Origin of the sequence: Streptomyces sp. NPDC058086, from assembly GCF_042885015.1 — a bacterium.
Taxonomy (GTDB): Bacteria; Actinomycetota; Actinomycetes; order Streptomycetales; family Streptomycetaceae; genus Streptomyces.
In genome coordinates this window covers 77,715-94,067 of record NZ_JBHVST010000023.1, presented here as the reverse complement: position 1 = coordinate 94,067, position 16,353 = coordinate 77,715, and the positions used below count along the sequence as shown (strand labels likewise).

The 16,353-nt window shown below is 69.8% G+C and carries 15 protein-coding genes; 5 read left to right on the top strand and 10 right to left on the bottom strand.

Going from position 1 to position 16,353, the window contains the following annotated elements:
* Positions 1-87: 87 nt before the first annotated feature.
* The 3 genes from ACFVWD_RS20230 to ACFVWD_RS20220 all read right to left on the bottom strand — a co-directional run bounded on the left by ACFVWD_RS20230 (position 88) and on the right by ACFVWD_RS20220 (position 3,251).
* Positions 88-615, bottom strand: a complete 528-nt coding sequence (locus tag ACFVWD_RS20230) for a helix-turn-helix domain-containing protein (protein ID WP_168509409.1) — start codon at positions 613-615, stop codon at positions 88-90.
* Between the two features lie 111 nt (positions 616-726).
* Entirely contained in the window at positions 727-2,172 is a 1,446-nt protein-coding gene (gene rox / locus ACFVWD_RS20225) for a rifampin monooxygenase (RefSeq protein ID WP_389597734.1), read from the bottom strand.
* A 302-nt stretch (positions 2,173-2,474) separates the two neighbouring features.
* Entirely contained in the window at positions 2,475-3,251 is a 777-nt protein-coding gene (locus ACFVWD_RS20220; protein ID WP_389597732.1) for an SDR family oxidoreductase, read from the bottom strand.
* Positions 3,252-3,311: 60 nt separating this feature from the next.
* Between ACFVWD_RS20220 and ACFVWD_RS20215 the strand changes: the two genes are divergently transcribed.
* Together ACFVWD_RS20215 and ACFVWD_RS20210 are read left to right on the top strand one after the other, a co-directional pair.
* The gene (locus tag ACFVWD_RS20215; protein WP_389597730.1) at positions 3,312-4,208 is read left to right on the top strand and encodes a sigma-70 family RNA polymerase sigma factor; all 897 of its coding nucleotides are present in this window, start codon (positions 3,312-3,314) and stop codon (positions 4,206-4,208) included.
* 347 nt (positions 4,209-4,555) lie between these two features.
* Positions 4,556-5,404 (top strand): nitroreductase/quinone reductase family protein, encoded by an 849-nt coding sequence (locus ACFVWD_RS20210; protein WP_389597728.1) that lies wholly within the window; start codon positions 4,556-4,558, stop codon positions 5,402-5,404.
* Between the two features lie 82 nt (positions 5,405-5,486).
* Here the strand turns inward: ACFVWD_RS20210 and ACFVWD_RS20205 are convergent, their stop codons facing one another.
* Together ACFVWD_RS20205 and ACFVWD_RS20200 are read right to left on the bottom strand one after the other, a co-directional pair.
* On the bottom strand, positions 5,487-7,604 hold the full coding sequence (locus ACFVWD_RS20205) for a HelD family protein (protein ID WP_389597726.1): 2,118 nt from the start codon (positions 7,602-7,604) through the stop codon (positions 5,487-5,489).
* A gap of 81 nt (positions 7,605-7,685) precedes the next feature.
* Positions 7,686-8,291, bottom strand: coding sequence for a TetR family transcriptional regulator (locus tag ACFVWD_RS20200; protein ID WP_168493020.1), 606 nt, complete (start codon positions 8,289-8,291; stop codon positions 7,686-7,688).
* Positions 8,292-8,420: 129 nt separating this feature from the next.
* Between ACFVWD_RS20200 and ACFVWD_RS20195 the strand changes: the two genes are divergently transcribed.
* Positions 8,421-9,395, top strand: a complete 975-nt coding sequence (locus tag ACFVWD_RS20195; protein ID WP_389597725.1) for a zinc-binding dehydrogenase — start codon at positions 8,421-8,423, stop codon at positions 9,393-9,395.
* Positions 9,396-9,487: 92 nt separating this feature from the next.
* Here the strand turns inward: ACFVWD_RS20195 and ACFVWD_RS20190 are convergent, their stop codons facing one another.
* Positions 9,488-11,767 carry a phosphotransferase family protein gene (locus tag ACFVWD_RS20190; RefSeq protein WP_389597723.1) on the bottom strand — a complete coding sequence of 760 codons (2,280 nt, stop codon included), beginning with the start codon at positions 11,765-11,767 and terminating at the stop codon, positions 9,488-9,490.
* Between the two features lie 192 nt (positions 11,768-11,959).
* Complete coding sequence (locus ACFVWD_RS20185; RefSeq protein WP_389597721.1) at positions 11,960-12,874, bottom strand: GntR family transcriptional regulator; 915 nt, start codon at positions 12,872-12,874, stop codon at positions 11,960-11,962.
* Between the two features lie 191 nt (positions 12,875-13,065).
* On the opposite strand from ACFVWD_RS20185, the gene ACFVWD_RS20180 reads away from it, so the two are divergent.
* Positions 13,066-13,266, top strand: coding sequence for a hypothetical protein (locus ACFVWD_RS20180; protein ID WP_389597720.1), 201 nt, complete (start codon positions 13,066-13,068; stop codon positions 13,264-13,266).
* A 90-nt stretch (positions 13,267-13,356) separates the two neighbouring features.
* Here ACFVWD_RS20180 and ACFVWD_RS20175 read toward each other — a convergent pair whose 3' ends face one another.
* Together ACFVWD_RS20175 and ACFVWD_RS20170 are read right to left on the bottom strand one after the other, a co-directional pair.
* Positions 13,357-14,094 (bottom strand): HAD family hydrolase, encoded by a 738-nt coding sequence (locus tag ACFVWD_RS20175; RefSeq protein WP_389597718.1) that lies wholly within the window; start codon positions 14,092-14,094, stop codon positions 13,357-13,359.
* Positions 14,094-14,975 carry a GntR family transcriptional regulator gene (locus tag ACFVWD_RS20170; RefSeq protein ID WP_389597716.1) on the bottom strand — a complete coding sequence of 294 codons (882 nt, stop codon included), beginning with the start codon at positions 14,973-14,975 and terminating at the stop codon, positions 14,094-14,096. The genes ACFVWD_RS20175 and ACFVWD_RS20170 overlap by 1 nt, the downstream gene beginning before the upstream one ends.
* A gap of 214 nt (positions 14,976-15,189) precedes the next feature.
* Here ACFVWD_RS20170 and ACFVWD_RS20165 point away from each other — a divergent pair, with 214 nt between their 5' ends.
* Positions 15,190-15,378: a hypothetical protein gene (locus tag ACFVWD_RS20165; protein ID WP_101404278.1), complete on the top strand. Its 189-nt coding sequence runs from the start codon at positions 15,190-15,192 to the stop codon at positions 15,376-15,378.
* Between the two features lie 18 nt (positions 15,379-15,396).
* Here the strand turns inward: ACFVWD_RS20165 and ACFVWD_RS20160 are convergent, their stop codons facing one another.
* Positions 15,397-16,305, bottom strand: coding sequence for a winged helix-turn-helix domain-containing protein (locus ACFVWD_RS20160; protein WP_389597715.1), 909 nt, complete (start codon positions 16,303-16,305; stop codon positions 15,397-15,399).
* Between the last annotated feature and the right edge of the window lie 48 nt (positions 16,306-16,353).

Sequence of the window (16,353 nt, the reverse complement as noted above, 5' to 3'; positions counted from 1 at the left end):
CCGGTCGCTTTCAGCTGAGGGTTTTGGTGTTCCGCGGCGAGACCGGCAGGCCCGCGTGGGGGCCGGCGGTGTTGCCCGTCGTTCTCGTCAACTGGCGGTCTGCTGCGGATCGGCATCGCTGCCGTCGGCCGTGCGGGGGCCCCGGACGGCGGTGTCCGGCGCTTGCTGGGTGCCCGATATGTTCTCTGCCATGCCCTGTGCCTCGTCCTGCGCCATCTCCCGGGTCACGTTCTGGGCCATGCCCTGAGCCAGGTCCGGCGTGATCTCGAATCCGTTCTCCTTGCGGAAGGACTCGTAGATCTGGAGCAGCACCTGCTTCTGCCGCTCGTTCAGCGTGGGATCGGCGAGGATGACGGCACGTGTCTCCACCTCGTCCCGGTCCCGCTCGGCGTCGAGGATGCCGGCTCGCACGTACAGCGTCTCGGCGGAGATCCGCAGCGCCTTCGCGACCTGCTGCAACACCTCCGCGCTCGGCTTGCGCAGCCCGCGCTCGATCTGGCTCAGATACGGGTTGGACACCCCGGCGGCATCGGCGAGCTGCCGCAGCGACAGCTGCGCGTTGCGCCGCTGCTCGCGCAGGTACTCACCGAGATTGCCGACGTTGAGCGATGCCATGCCTCCACCTTGCCGCACTTCCGCTAACAATTGCAAGCACCCGCTTGCAAAAGTGCGCTACGCCACGAAGGGGGTGTCTGCGGGCCGCGCCACGAAGGGGCCCCCGCGCGCTCAGCCGACGGCAGCGCCGAACCACTTGGGCAGCCGGCCGACCAGATCCTGCTGGTCTTCACCGACCCACACCACATGGCCGTCCGGCCGCAGCAGCACCGCGGGCGCGTCGAGTTCCTCGCTGACGTCGACGACGTGGTCGACCCGGTCCGCCCAGCCCGCCACCGAGAGCCGGCCGGTCTGGTCGAGCAGCAGCCCGCGGCCACCGTGCATCAGCTCGTAGAGGCGCCCCCGCTTCAGCCCCACGTCCCGCAGCCGTCGGCCGAGCAGTTCATGGCCCTCGCCGAAGTCGTAGCGGACCCCGACCGCGGTGATCATCCCGGTCACGTACCGGTTCACCTCCTCGAAGTCCATCAGCTTCGACAGCAGCTCCCGCAGCGCGGTCGCACCCGGATCGGTCCCCAGCAGCGTGATCTGCGCGCGGGTGTTGTCCAGCACACGGGCGCCCACCGGGTGCCGTTCGGCGTGGTAGCTGTCCAGCAGCCCCTCCGGTGCCCACCCGTTGACCGCGGCGGCCAGCTTCCAGCCGAGGTTGAACGCGTCCTGCACGCCGAGGTTGAGCCCCTGCCCGCCGGTCGGCGGGTGGATGTGCGCCGCGTCGCCGGCCAGCAGCACGCGGCCGACCCGGTAGCGCTCCGCCTGCCGGGTGGCGTCGCCGAACCGGGACAGCCAGCGCGGCGAGTGCACGCCGAAGTCGGTGCCCGCGAGGGCCCGCAGCCGCTGCTTGAACTCCTCGAGCGTCGGCGCGGTCGTACGGTCCTCGGCCACGCCGTCGGCGGGCACGATGACGCGGTACGTCCCGTCCCCGTTGGCGATGGTGCCGAACCGCAGTTGGGTCTTGCGGACCTCCTCGACGACGGCGGCGACCGTCGCCTGATCCTCGGTCATCTCCATGTCGCCCAGCAGCGTCTCGACCTTGGCGGGCTCGCCGGGGAAACCGACGCCGAGCTCCTTGCGCACCACGCTGCGGCCACCGTCGCACCCGACGAGGTAGCGCGAGCGCAGGTGCGTGCCGTCCGCCAGTTCGACGGTCACCCCGGCCCCGGCCCCGGCCCCGTCATCGGACTGGCTCAGCCCGACCACTTCGCAGCCGCGCCGGATCTCGGCACCGAGTTCGAGGGCACGCTCGTTGAGCAGCCGTTCGGTGGCCGGTTGCAGGGTGGAGAGGCCGTACGGGTGAGCCGTGTCCAACTTGTCCGGCCACGGCTTGAGGATGCCACCGAAGAAGCCGCCGACCTGGAACTTCTCGCTGATCGCGAGGAACCGGTCCAGCAGACCGCGCTGATCCATCATCTCGACGCTGCGCGTGTGCAGGCCGCGCCCGCGGGACTCCTTGGTCGGCTCGGTCAATTTCTCCAGCACGACCACGTGCACGCCGTGCAGCCGCAACTCGCCGGCCAGCATCAAGCCGGTCGGTCCGCCGCCGACCACGATCACGTCAATCATCTAACGCCCATTCGATGAGATTGGATTTCGGCCGGCCGCACCGCGGGTCCCACCGGCGGTGCGGCATTCCCGCGCAACCCATACGCCGACACCGGCACACGCACTTCGCGAATCCGCCATTTCCGCAGGTACTGGCCTTGGCCGGCCATTCTGCGGCACGACCGGGGCCTTGTCGCAAGCCCCCCGGTGCGCTATACGTTGAGAGTGGAAAGGAATGGGTAGCGCCCCTTTCCGGAGTGGGTAGCCCCCCTTTCCGTCATCGCCGGCGAACGCGGCCGGGCTTTCAGCAGATCCCCCCTCGATCAACCCACCCGCTCCGCGAGGAACCGCTCCCACGTGAGCTTGCCCGTGTCGGCGTCGGCGAGGGAGAGGTTGTCGCCGGCCCGGTAGGCGCGGCCGGCCTTTCCGGGCATCCGCAGCGGGAGCAGCGGGCGGCGCCTGCCGTGGGCCTCGAGGTAGCCGCGAACGAGGTCGCCGAGGCCATACACCGTCGGACCGGCCAGGTCGGGGACGAGACCGGCCGGGTCCCCGAGCGTCAGCTCGACCAGCCGGGCCGCCACCTCGCGCGAGTCCACCGGCTGGAACCGCAGTCCGCCCGGGACCGGGACGACCGGCAGCTTCGCCATCTTCTCCGCCATCGTCAGGACGAGGTCGTGGAACTGGGCCGCGCGCAGCATCGTCCACGGAATGCCGGACTCGGTGACCTCCCGCTCGGCCGCCAGCTGGGTCCTGAACCAGCCGATCGGCATCGTGTCCGCGCCGATGACCGAGATGTGCACGAGGTGCCGTACACCGGCGTTCGTCGCGGCCCGCACCAGATTCCGCGTCGCCCGGTCGTCGCCCTTGTTGCCTCCCGCGAGGTGCAGAACCGTGTCCACCCCTGCCAGCGCGGGCTCGATCCCCTCGCCCGTGAGCAGGTCGACCGCGACGTACTCGATGCCGGGGTCCGCCACGGACTCACGGCTGTGGCGGCTGAGGATCCGCACCCCGTGACCGGCCGCCCGCAGCAGCGGGACGACATGGCTCCCGAGGGTGCCCGTGCCGCCGGTGACCAGGATGGGTGTCGTCAAAGTCGTCATGGCCTCTCCAATCTCGATGGTCTACTGCTCTGACACCCGGCGAGGAAGGAACGTGACACGGTGGGGGAGAACGTGTTGGCGGCGGAACGTTTCGAGGAACACCGGTCCCATCTGCGCGCGGTGGCCTACCGCATGCTCGGCTCGCTGAGCGAGGCCGACGACGCCCTCCAGGAGGCCTGGCTGCGCGTCGACCGCGCCGACACGAGCGGCGTCGAGAACCTCGCCGGATGGCTGACCACGGTCGTGGCGCGGGTCTGTCTGAACCTGCTGCGCACGCGTGAACGACAGCGTGAGGAGTCCCTCGACGTCCACGTCGACGCACGGGTCGCCGATGCCGTCGTCGGCCCGGCGGACGGCCGGGACCCCGAAGAGGAGGCGGTGCTCGCCGACTCCGTGGGCGTGGCCCTGCTCGTCGTACTCGACACGCTGGCGCCCGCCGAACGGCTCGCCTTCGTGCTGCACGACATGTTCTCCGTGCCCTTCGACGAGATCGGCCCGATGCTCGAACGGTCCCCGGCCGCCGTACGCCAGCTCGCCAGCCGGGCCCGGCGGCGGGTCAAGGGCGCCTCACCGCTGCCCGAGGCGGATCTGGCACGGCGGCACCGGGTCGTCGACGCGTTCCTCGCCGCCACCCGGGGCGGGAACTTCGACGCGCTGGTCGCCCTGCTCCACCCCGACGTGGTCCTGCGCGCCGACCGGGCCGTCATCCCCACCCCCGAACCCGTCGTGGTCCGCGGGGCCCACACCGTGGCCAAGGGCGCGATGGCCGCGACCGGCCGCGCCGCGTTCACCGGGGTCGCGCTCGTCGACGGGACGGTCGGCCTGGCGATGGCTCCGCGCGGCCAGCTTTCCGTAGTACTCGTCTTCACGATCGCGGACGGTCTGATCACCGAAATCGACGTGATCGCGGAGCCGGACCGGCTGGGCCGACTCGAAATCGCCGTTCTCGACAACTGACATCAAGGAAATCCGCCGAGGCAATCCCGTATTTCACTCGATACGGGATTGCCTCGACGCGCGTACGGCATTAACGTTGCGCCCATGACTGCCGGGTCGGCCTTGCGCCGTGAGCGAGTTGGTTGCCCGGCCTCCGAGTGAGGCCGGGGCGGGGTAGAGCCCCGCCCACCCCGACCACCCCCTTCTTCACGTCACCTCTTGACGTCACCTCTTGACGTCACGTCTTCACCTCACCGCGCGTCCGCTTCCTCCGGAATTCCGCGCGCTCTCCCGCATTCCCTTACCGCGCTGCGCCCCAAAACGCCCCGCGGCAATTCCCCCTGCCCGAAAACAAAAGAAAGCGACGCATGCCCAACCCCTTCAATCAGCAAATCATCGACGAGTTCCGCGCCCGCCACGGGAAAGTCGGCGGATATTTCGAGGGAGCCCGGCTCCTTCTGCTCACCACCACCGGCGCCCGCACCGGAACCCCGCACACCACCCCCGTCGGCTACTACCCCGACGGCGGCGACCGCGTCGTCGTCATCGCCTCCGCCGGGGGCGCGCACCGGCACCCGGACTGGTACCGCAACCTCGTCGCCCACCCGCGCGTGCGGGTCGAGAGCGGCGTCTTCACCTACGACGCCGAGGCCGTCGTCCTCAAGGGCGCCGAGCGCGACCGGCTCTTCGCCCGCGCGGTGGAGGCCGATCAGGGATGGGCGCAGTACCAGGCGAAGACGGACCGGGTGATCCCCGTCGTCGCGCTCCGCCAGATCCCGCGGGACGGTCCGCCGCACGTCAACGCGGGCTCGACGGGCGAGGCGCTGAGGGTCATCCACGACGCCTTCCGGCGCGAACTGGCGCTCATCCGAGAGGAGTTCGCCGCCTCGGGCAGTTCCCTCGGCGCCCAGCTCCGGGTCAACTGCCTCTCCCTCTGCCAGGGCCTGCACCGGCACCACACCGGCGAGGACCTCGGTCTCTTCCGTGTCCTCGCCGACCGCCACCCCGGCCTCACCCCGGTCCTGGACCGGCTGCGCGTCGAACACGAACGGATCGCGGTGCTGGTCGAGGAGTTGCGCCGGGTGGTCGGCGAGCGGCTCACGGACCCGGCCCGCGTACTCCCCGAGGTGGTGCGCCTGACGGAGGAGCTGGAAGCCCATCTCGCCTACGAGGAGGAACAGTTGATCCCGGTCCTGGAGGCGGCGGCCACCCCCTGACCCGCTCCTGAGGCCGGCCGGCGGCCCCTGCCGTGGTGGCCGCCGGGTCACCCGGCCGGTCCTTGCCCCGGTGGCCGCCGGGTCACCAGGGCAGGGGCCGCGCGTGCACGACCTCCAGTCGCGACACGGCCCGGGTGAGCACCACGTACAGCCGGTGCAGTCCGCGCGCCTCCGCCTCGGCGACGGCCGCCGGTTCGACGGCCACCACATGGTCGTACTCGAGTCCCTTGGCGAGAGTGGCGGGCACCACCGCGACACGTGCGCCCAGTTCCTCGGGCCCCGCGGCCTCGACCCCGGCGGCGCGCAGCGCCTCGCGCACTCCCCCGACGTCCGGGTCGGCCGCGATGACGCCGATGGACCCCTCGTGCGCCAGCGCGCCGCGCACCGCGTCGACGGTGGCGGGCAGTACGTCCCGTGCGTCGGCAACCGCGCGGACCGTCAGCTCCCCGTCCCGGCGCAGTGACCGAGCCGGCGGTACGCGCACGTCGAGTCGTGCCAGCAGCCGGTTGGCGAGCCCTACGACGGCTTCCGGCACCCGGAACCCGATCGTCAGCTGCACCACGGCCGCATCCGGCTTCCCGAGATGCCCGAGCAACTCGCCCCACTCCCGGGCCGCCCACGGTGTCGTGCCCTGCGCGAGATCCCCGAGCACCGTGAGCGACCCGAAGGGAGCCCGGCGCGCGATCGCCCGGCACTCCATCGGCGACAGGTCCTGCGCCTCGTCGACGACCACGTGGCCGTAGCCTTCCGGGTGTTCGACGAGCCCGGCGACCTCGTCGAGAAGGACGAGATCGGCGGCCGACCACCGGGCCGACTTGTACGAGCGGGGCGGCTTGGCCCACAGGATCGCCTTCTGCTCGTCGGCGTCCAGCAGCCCGTCCGCGGCCCCGGCCAGCGCCTCGGCGTCGGTGAGGAGCCGGGCGAGGACCTCCTCGGGCCGCATCCGGGGCCAGACCGCGTCGACGTACGCGCCGACCGGCCGGGACCCGGAGACCTTCCGCGCCCAGGCGTTCGTCTGGGGTCCGGCGCGCCATTCGGCCTGTTCCCGCAGACGGCGCACGGCCCGCGTCCGTACCCGCTCGCGCCCGATGCCGTACGGGGGTTCTTCCGCCCGTACGCCGTCCACGATGCGGTTCAGTTCATCGGCCGGCACCCGCCACCGGTACGAACCGTCGGGCACGACGAGGGCGTCGGCGTACGTGCCGATGTTCCCGTACAGGGCCCGGCGCAGGACCTCCGCCATCCGGGCGTCGTGTTTGACGGCGGCGGCGCGCTCGTCGTCGCGCGCCGTGACGGGGTGGCGGGCGATCTCGTCCCCGAGCGTCGACTGCCGGACGCCGCTCTCGCCGAGGGCGGGCAGCACCTCGGCGATGTACGCGAGGAAGGTGGGGTTGGGGCCGAGGATCAGCAGTCCACCGCGACGGATGCGCTGGGGGTGGGTGTAGAGGAGGTACGCGGCCCGGTGCAGGCCGACAGCCGTCTTGCCGGTGCCGGGGGCGCCCTGTACGCACACGGACGTGGCGAGGTTTCCGCGGACGAGGTGGTCCTGCTCGGGTTGGATGGTCGCGGCGATGTCCCGCATGGGGCCGACACGGGGGCGCTCGATCTCGCCCGTGAGAATGCGGCTCTCCGGAACCGAGGGGCCTTCATGGTCCCGATCCCGGCGGCCGTCCCCGTCCCGGTGGCCGCCCCCGTCCCGATGGTCGTCCCGCTCCGGTCGGCCCCCTCCGATGTGTTCGTCCTCCAGACCGGTGAGGTCCGCCGAGTCCCCCTTGCTCCCCGGCGCCCAGCCGAAGCGCCGGCGCACGGCCACACCCTGCGGATCGCGGGCGCTCGCCTGATAGAAGGCGCGTGAGACGGGGGCACGCCAGTCGACGACGAGGGGTGGGGCGGCGGGGTGTTCGGTGATGCGCAGGCGGCCGATGTGGTAGCTCTGCCCGGCGTGTTCACCACCCCCGGGGGCGAAGTCCAGCTTGCCGAAGAACAGCGGGCCTTCGGGGAGTTCGCGCAGATCCCTGGCCTGGCCGCGCAGTTGCCGGCCGAGGACTTCGGCGTCGGCACCGGAGGCGGAGACGTCCTCGCCGGTGACGACCTGCTCCTCGGCGCCGTCGACCATCGCGGCGAGGCCGGCACGGCAGGCGTCGTGGTGGGCGCGTTCATGGGTGAGGGAGCGGGCGAGGGCGGGGTCGGTAGACGTCACTCGACCAAGGATACCGAATAACGTTACCGAGTAACATTCTTTACTCGGTAGCTCTCTCTGTCGGTCACCCAGGCCCAGGGGCTACGCATAGCGCGGAAGACCCACCCCCAGCTGTGCGAACGCCTCCTCGGCCGCGGCGACCGCGTCGGGGCGCACCTGCTCGACGGCCTCACCGTCGGCGATCCGCCGCCAGTTCTCCAGGGCGAGGACGCGCTGTACGGCGATGATCTGAGCGGCGGCGAGCCGGGCGCCGAGGTCGCCGCCGAGCGCCCCGGCGAGCGCGGCTTCGGACCGCTCCAGGTATCTGAACATCCCGGCGGCCAGGGAGGGCGTCCCATAGAGGAGGCGGTGATAGGCCAGGACCTGCGGGGCGTCGTTGAGGCCGGTGACGGGATCGCGGCGCTCCAGCCCGTCGAGGAAGTGGCGGCGCAGCGCCGTCAACGGCGACGGCCCGCGTGCGGCCACGCGCGCGGATTCGTCCTCGTGATCGGCGAACCGGTGCAGGACCAGGTCCTCCTTGGTCGGGAAGTACCGAAAGAGGGTCGGCTTGGAGATCTCGGCGGCGGCGGCCACCTCCGCGACGGACACGGCGTCGAACCCCTTCTCCAGGAAGAGTCCGATCGCGATGTCGGAGACGGCCTGGTACATCCGCTGCTTCTTGCGCTCGCGCAGTCCGATCTCACCCATGCCCCGAGCCTACGCACGCCCCGGCACCTCCTTTGACCCTCCTTGACCCTCCTTGACCTCAACCAGGCTTCAGGTCGAAGACTGTCCGGCGTTCGGCCAGACCTCTTTCCGACTTTGAGGAGCGTTCCGATGCGTGCAGTGCAGGTGAAGGAGTTCGGCGGTCCCGAGGTCCTGGTTCCCGTGGAGCTTCCCGATCCGGTTCCGGGGCCGGGGGAGGTCGTGATCGACGTGGCGTACGTGGACACGATCTTCGTGGAGACGCAGGTGCGCACGGGGTGGGGCCGGGAATGGTTCCGGGTCGCTCCGCCCTACGTACCCGGGGGTGGCGTGTCCGGTGTCGTCGGTGCCCTGGGGGCCGGCGTTCCCGACGAGTGGCTGGGGCGCCGGGTCACGTCCTATGTCACGGGCAGCTATGCGGAGCGGGCCGTGGCGGCGGTGTCGGCGCTGACGGTGGTGCCCGACGCCCTGGACCTGCGCAGCGCGGCGGCCCTGGTCCACGACGGCGTCACCGCCACCGGCCTGCTCGAACTGACCGCCGTGGGCCCCACCGACCGCGTACTGGTCCTCGGCGCCTCCGGTGGCATGGGCACGCTGCTGGTCCAACTGGCCCACGAGCGCGAGGCGCGGGTGATCGGTGTGGCCCGCGGAGACGCCAAACTCGACCTGGTACGGGACCTGGGGGCGGACGACGTGGTGGACGCCACCCGGGACGACTGGGTGTCCGCCGCCCGCAAGCTGCTCGGCGGGGCCGTCGAGGGGGCGGACGTCGTCCTGGACGGTGTGGGCGGCGACCTGGGAGCCGCCGCCCTGCCCCTGACGGCCGACGGCGGCCGGTTCTCCGCCCACGGAGCGGCGTCGGGCGGCTTCTCTCCCCTCGACACGGAGGAGGCCGCGCGCCGGGGGATCCAGCTCTTCGGCATCGCTGACGTCCAGTTCAGCCCCGCAGACCTGCGGCGCTTCACGTCCGACGTCTTTGCCGCCGCCGCGGCGGGGCGGCTGCGGCCGGTGATCGGTGAGGTGTTCCCCCTGGGACGGGCGGCGCAGGCGCACGCGGCTATTGAGGGGCGGGGGTTGGTGGGGAAGGTGGTGCTGGAGGTGTCGTAGATGTTGTAGGTGTGAGCGCGCCGGCTCGGGGGTGTTGTAGATGTGAGAGAGCGCCGGCTCGGGGCCGACGACAGTCGGACGACCGCGGAGGGTCAGAAGTCCGCGGAGACCCCGGCTGTCCGTCGGCCTCCACGGTCCCCGTGCGGCAGCGCGCGGGCAAGATAGGGATTCGCCGTCAGTTTCCGCGACAGTCCCAGCGCCGCCGTGGCCTCGGCCAAGGTCATCGCGTAGCTGTCCACTGCCCGGCGGACGTTGGGGGCGTCCAGACTGTCGCCGGTCACCAGACGGTCGAGATCCACGTAGGCCGAGCGGACGACCTCCATCCAGCGGTACACGCGCCAGTCCTCGCTCCAGCCCTTGGTGCACTCCTCCGGCAGCAGCCGATCCCAGCGCGAGAACAGCCGCTCGCGGATCTCGGGACGTGTGGGGGTGAGGTGCATGTGGCGGACGAGGTCGTACAGCGGGTCACCGACGATCGCCATCTCCCAGTCGATGAGGATCAGGCCGCCGTTGTCCTGGCGCACGAGGTTCCACGGGTTGAGGTCGCCGTGCAGCAGCACGGGCCGACGCGGGACCAGGGTGTGGCGGTCCAGGATCTCACCGAGTCGGTAGCCGTTGGGCAGACCCAGTTCCCGCGCCAAGTCACCGGTGGCCTTGGGGAGGTGGTTCACCATGCGGACCAGTTCGTCGCGAAGGCCCCGGTAGAAATCCCATCCCCGTAGATCGGGGTCCAGCCGCTCGCAGTCGACGAAGGTGAGCGCCCGGAACTGATCCACGAGGTCGTCCGCCTCGTGCGGCCGGAGTCCGTCCGCGGGATGCTCCGGTGGCCGGAACTCGTCGGCCGACCCTTCGTACGAATGGATGGTGAACTGTTCCTTCAGTCCACTGGTGCCCAGGGCCAGCACGCGCGGGGCACGCACCCGCGGAGCGCGCCCCCGCGGACTCACCCCCGGGGCCCGCAGGGAAACGTTTGACCGCTCGATGGCCTCCAGGACGGCGTGCTCATTGAGGAACCGGCGCTCCCGGGCGTTCGCCGCGCCGACCTTTCGGCGGACCATGACGGGAAACGTCACTTCTGGCACCCGCACGGCCGTGTTGAGATGAGCCGTTCCCTTGAACACACGGTCCGCGGCCGCCGCCCCCTCCTCGAACAGTGCCTTGCTGACAGCCGAAGCGGGGAACTCCGGATGCGGGGGGACGCGGTGGTCGCGTTCCCAGACGATCTCCGAGACCGACCGGTCGCGGTTGTGCAGGCCTCCGTGGGACTCGTTCCAGCGGAAGAGGGTGCGCTCGATCTCGCTCTCGTCCGGCACGCTCATGAGCCGCAGTGGCGCCTCGGCCTTCAGCAGCGCCCGGTGCACCGCACGGGTCGCGGCGTCCAGCCTCTGCTGGTCGAAGGAGTCACCGAGCGAGGAGGCGGCCCGCATCACATCCGGGTAGACGGACTGGGCGCGCTCGAAGGCCAGGTAGTGCTTGAGGTCGCGGTCGAGACCGTGCACGGCTTTGGGGCGCCGCCGTCCCATGGCCTCGCGCCACGCCTCGACCACCGCGGGCCACTGGTGATCGGGATACTCCATCCGCACCAAATGCGTGGCGAGGTCGTGCAGCGGGTCCCCGTAGGTCGCCAGCTCCCAGTCGACGCAGATCAAGGGGGGATCACCGGCGTAGGAGACGATCACGTTGTCCCGGTGCAGGTCCGTGTGGAGGAGGCTGAAGGGACGACTGACGAGCGCCGGCAGCCGCTCCGCGAAGCGCACCATCGCGTCTTCCGGGATGCCCAGCATCGCGAAGAGCCCGCCGAACTCGGCCCGGTTGCGCTGCCGGATCTGCTCCTCCGCCGCGAAGGCCAACGCTCGCAGAAAAGCTCTGCTGTCCCGGCTGGACCGGGGCCAGGACGCCGGCAGCGGAGGAAGGTGCTGTCTGCGCACCTGCGTCATGTCCGCGAGGAGCTCCACGAGCGCGGCGACCAGGTCCGAGTCCACGTGGTTGCCGTTGGGGCAGACCCTCGACAGCGGAACACCATCCGCATAACTGAGGATGGTCACGTCTGCACGCTTGACCAGACACCGCGGAACGTGTGGCAGCACACCGCAGATCGTGTTGAGGATCTCCGCCTCGTCCTGCCACGTCCTGATGACCACGGGCAGCGCCGAGGGAATCCGCACCCGCACGGTCACCGGCGCCCCGTCGTCGCACACCACCAGACGGGACTCGTCCTCCGTGAGCGGCCGCACCATGTAGTTCAGGTTGTGGTGTCCTCGGCCGAACGAGCCGAGCGCCCTGGCGTAGCGCACGAAGTCGTCGTACGCCGTGTCCGCCGCCCTTTCCAGAGCCGGTGGGCCAGGCGGTCCCGGCATCGGCGGAACGCCCACGGGTCACTCCTGAATAACTGTGCGTCATTGCAGATGTTCATGCGCCCCGACCGGGGTGAGCACACCTTAGTGCCCACCCGCGGGTACCGCAGAGCCGACTGCGGAATCTCTCCCTACTTGAGAGAGAGTTGTATATCTCCACGGCGTTACTCCGTTGGAGGCCCGGTGGAATGTGAGTCGATGTGAGTCGCCTCAGGGCGCTTCCGCGAGCAGGTGCCAGCAGGAGTCGAACCAGGCCTGCATGCTCTCCATGAACACAGAACCTGGGGAGTCCGGATCACCCTCGTCGTTGACGTGACGGGTCAGGGTCGCCCCCAGACCAAGTACGTCCGTGGCGTCGAGCTCCGTGCCGTCGTCCAGCAGGACGGCCCGCCGCACTATTTCGTACGGCCCGAACAACGCCTCGGCCCCGGGGCGCAGATAGAGCTTGAATGCCGGGGCCAGCGGTACGTGCCGGATCTCCACCTGTACGGACGGCACCAGACCTTCGCCCTGGAGATCACGCAGGGCGGCACGCAGCGACATCGTGTGCCGGCGGGTGATGGCGCGCAGTCGTTCCTGGAGCTGCTCGTGCAGGCGTTCCAATTGGCCGGGTTCCTGAGGCTCCGCACCGTCCTCCGGCTCCTTGGCGCGCGGATACGGAAGCACGAGGGCCTCCGAGGGCAGCAGCATGCGCAGTTCGATGCGGTCGGGCCGCACCATGCCGAGGCGGATGCTCTCGGCCTGCAGGCGGATATGGGTGTCCAGGGACTCGGACGTGAGGGTGAACACGTCCAATCGAACGACGGGTTGGGCGAAGGCGCGCGCGATGAAGGGACCCAGGGCCGCACGCACCCTGGGTGCCTCCTTCTGCGGCGCTCCCAGATGTATCGGGCTCTTCACCACACGCGTTCCGCTGCCCTGACGGGACTTGATCCAGCCTTCGCTGTTCATCTCCCGCACCACGCGCTGCACGGTGTCGCGTGAGACCCCGAGTTCCTCGGCGAGTTCACGTTGGGGGGGCAACTGGGATCCCACCGCGTACGTGCCGTCGGCGATCCGGACGCGCAACGTCTCCAGGACGCGCACGAACTCCGTTCCCCCTCCGTCGCCGCGTTCTTCCGTCACACCGCGAACGTACCTCGCTCACCTCACGGACAAACCGCTTCCAGTCACATTGGCGGCTGGATTCGGCCGCCGAAAAGCTGGAAGTGGACTGACTCGTTAAGGGATCAAAGAGATAGGGCAGACCAGATTCAAGGCAACCAGTCCAATTGGACAGTTAGTTGATCGATTCACTGAAGTGGACAGGGGGGACCATGATCTTCTTTCAACTGGTAGGCACAGGCATCGAATTCTGCGTGTCCCAGCTGGTGCAGACTCGACTCGGGTTCACAGGTCTGGTCGTGTTCACGGTGGCCCTGGTGGGCGTACAGGCGGAGCATCCCCGCCTGGTCCGCTGGTCGGCCGGGGTCCTGGCCGGCCTCTTCTTCCTGCTGACCCTTCAGCTTCAGGCCTGACGTCCTCAGGCCCAAAACCTCCGGACTCGGCACTTCAGGCCCGACGCTTCAGGCCCGACGCTTCAGGCACGACACTTCAGGCGCGACACTTCAGCCCGACCCCCGAAGCACCCTCAGCACCGGTTCCAGTGAGCTCACCACGTCCTCGGCGCCCGCTTCGCGCAGGAGCTTCTCCTTGTAGGCGGTACGGGCGTAGCCGAGGAAGGGGACACCGGCCTGGCGGGCGGCCTCGTAGTCCGAGGGGGCGTCGCCGATCATCAGGGCGGCGGCGGGGGCGGCGCCCAGGGCGTTCAGGGCGCGGTTGAGGCAGTGCGGGTCCGGTTTGAGGTGGTGCAGGTCCTGGCCCCGGCCGTAGATGTTGGGGGCGAAGCAGCCGGTGAGATCCCGGCTCGCGAGGTAACTCGTGGCCGTGCGGGCCGAGTTGTTGGTCGCGATGGCCAGCCGTGCGCCGACCGCGCTCCAGGTCCGGATCAGCGGGTCCGCGTACGCGGTGGGCCAGGCGGACGGCACCGCCTTGAGTTCCTGCTGGGTGAGGCGTTCCTCCAGCTCGCTCACCAGATCGCTGTGCGGATGGCGGCGGTGGACGGCGTAGAGGACGACCATCGGGTCCGGGTGGACCTGTTCCTCCTCGGTGAGCAGTCCCCGCAGCCCCTGTCGCTCCAGCCACTCCACCAGGTCCTTCGCCACGTCTTCCGCGGAGTGCCCCGCGAACAGCCGGCAGATCGGCCCGTCGAAGTCGAAGAGCACAAAGCGAGCGCGTTCGATCACTTCCCGCAAGTTATCGGTCTCTGCTGCCACCGGTTCAGTCTGCGCCGTATCAGAAGTCACTAGGAGAGTGTCAGGTCCGTGGTGATGGTTTCCCAGAGGGCGTCGAACCACTTCTGGGATTGGTCCACGAACGCGGTGTCCCGCTGACCGGTCCGCTTCTCGAAGGAGAAGAGGAGGGACTCCGAGCCCACGGCGTCGTACATGTCCAGCATTCCGTCGGCCACCTCCTCCTCGCGCCGCATGACCATGTAGTAGGCGATCAAGGCCTCGACGCCGTTGAGCAGGTACAGCTTCACGGGCGGGGTGAAGGGCAGGGCCCGGAACGCCACGCGTACGTCGATGCCGTGCGAGGAGCGCAGGGCGCGCAGGTTGTGCTGGAGGACGTGGACCTGGGCGTTGCGCTGGGCGAGCCAGCGCTCGTGGACCGGGTCGTCGTCACCGCGGCCGTCGACGGGGACCGGGAAGGCGAGGTTGATGTCCCGGGACGGGAGCAGGATACGGACGTCGATCGACTCCGGGAGGATGCGGCCCTCGTGGATCTGGCGGACGGGTTCACCGAGCGCCAGCATCAGGGTCTCGGCGGTCAGGCAGGCGGCGTCGACCCGGACGTGGGGCGCGGAGAACGCGTCCGCCAGCCGGGGAGCCAGTCCGACCATCGTCGTCTGCGGCTCGTTCCGGGCCGAGGCCGGCGGCTCCGCGATCCGTGGGGGGCTGCCCTTGCTGACGTTGCTCAGCAGTCCGTCGTCCTGAAGCGCGCGCAGGGCCTGGCGGACGGTGCCCCGCTCGACACCGAACTCCTCCGCCAACTCGGCCTGAGTTGGCAGGCGGTCGCCCGCCTTGAGCTCACCGGCCCGGATCCGATCCCGCAGGGCGTCGGCGATCTCCTGGGGCGAGAGCCTTCTGCTGCCGTTCACTGCAACGTTCTCCTGGGTCACGACCAAACGCTACAACTCTCGCCCATCTACGGGGAGTTGTTTGAAAGTTGTTTATAGCTAGTAGCCAAGTGGGGACAACTTAATCAGAGTTGGTCACCAACTTGGCCAAGTTGGCGGAAGTTTTGCCTCCCCCACCCGAGTCCGTCACCGACTCACCCGGCCTCACCATCGCACACCCCAGAGGAACCACCACGCCACAGTAGAAGCAGGAGAACCGCCCATGCCCGCCATCGCCCTTCTCTCCGCCCTCTTCGTCGTCGGCTTCGACCAGTTCGTGCAGTGGCAGTACGGCACGACAGGCGTCATCGGCCTGCTGCTCCTCACCGTCGGCATCAAGGCGAAGAGCCCCACCTGCAGCTCCATCGGCGCGGTCGTCCTCGCCCTGATGGTCGCGGGTCCTGCCCTGTGACGTGCAGGGGAGAGTCGGTCAGCTCGAGAGCAGCAGCTTCGAGCTGATGGTCTCCCACAGCGCGTTGAACCAGAGGTGGGACTGCTCCACGAACGTGGTGTCCCGCAGCCCGGTCCCCTGCGCGAAGGGGAACAGCATGGACTGGGTGCCCCGGACGTCGTACATCTCCAGGTACTCGTGGTCCACTTCCTCCTCGCGCCTGGTCAGCGTGTAGTAAGCGAAGAGCGCCTCGACCCCGTTGAGCAGGTACAACTTCACCGGCGGGGTGAAGGGGAGCGCGCGGAAGGTGACGTTGACGTCGATGCCGTGCGTGGCGCGCAGGGCGAGCAGGTTGTGGCGCAGCACCTGGCCCTGGGCGTTTCGGTTGGTCAGCCAGCCGCGCTGGAGCCGGCCGGCCGCGGAGGCGTCCACCGGCGCGGGAAAGGCGAGGTCGATGTCACTGCTGGGAAGCAGCACGCGGACGTCCACCCTGGCCGGTTTTATTCGGCCCGCGTGAATTTGCCGGAGGGGTTCGCCCATGGCAAGGGTGAGTGATATCGACGTCAGGCACAGCGCGTCGATCTCCACGTGCGGGGCTTCGAAGGCGGCCGTGATCCGGCCACCGAGTGCCACCGTGGTGGGCTGCGGCGAGGCTTCCGGGCCGGTCAGAGCCCGTTCCAGGGTGTCGGCGACAGTCGCCGGGCTCCCTTTGGACACATTGACGAGCAGATGTTCCGACTGCAGGATGCGCAGCGCCTGCCGGACCGCCCCGCGTTCGACACCGAACTCGTCGGCCAGCTTGGCCTGCGTGGGCATGCGCTGCCCCGGCCGCAGCCGGCCGGACCTGATCCGGCTGCGCAGCTCGTCGGCCACCTCGCGGTGTGACCTCTGTGGCCGTGGTGACCTGTTCCGTCCATTGACGGAGGCGTGTTCCGGTTCCACGACCAAACACTACAACTTCGCGCCATCTTTGGGCAGTTGCGGGATAGGTGGTTA

Coding starts and splice junctions, on each gene's coding strand:
- ACFVWD_RS20230 (WP_168509409.1), bottom strand. CDS start 615: ATGGCATCGCTCAACGTCGGCAATCTCGGTGAGTACCTGCGCGAGCAG.
- rox (WP_389597734.1), bottom strand. CDS start 2,172: ATGATTGACGTGATCGTGGTCGGCGGCGGACCGACCGGCTTGATGCTG.
- ACFVWD_RS20220 (WP_389597732.1), bottom strand. CDS start 3,251: ATGACGACTTTGACGACACCCATCCTGGTCACCGGCGGCACGGGCACC.
- ACFVWD_RS20210 (WP_389597728.1), top strand. CDS start 4,556: ATGCCCAACCCCTTCAATCAGCAAATCATCGACGAGTTCCGCGCCCGC.
- ACFVWD_RS20200 (WP_168493020.1), bottom strand. CDS start 8,291: ATGGGTGAGATCGGACTGCGCGAGCGCAAGAAGCAGCGGATGTACCAG.
- ACFVWD_RS20195 (WP_389597725.1), top strand. CDS start 8,421: ATGCGTGCAGTGCAGGTGAAGGAGTTCGGCGGTCCCGAGGTCCTGGTT.
- ACFVWD_RS20180 (WP_389597720.1), top strand. CDS start 13,066: ATGATCTTCTTTCAACTGGTAGGCACAGGCATCGAATTCTGCGTGTCC.
- ACFVWD_RS20165 (WP_101404278.1), top strand. CDS start 15,190: ATGCCCGCCATCGCCCTTCTCTCCGCCCTCTTCGTCGTCGGCTTCGAC.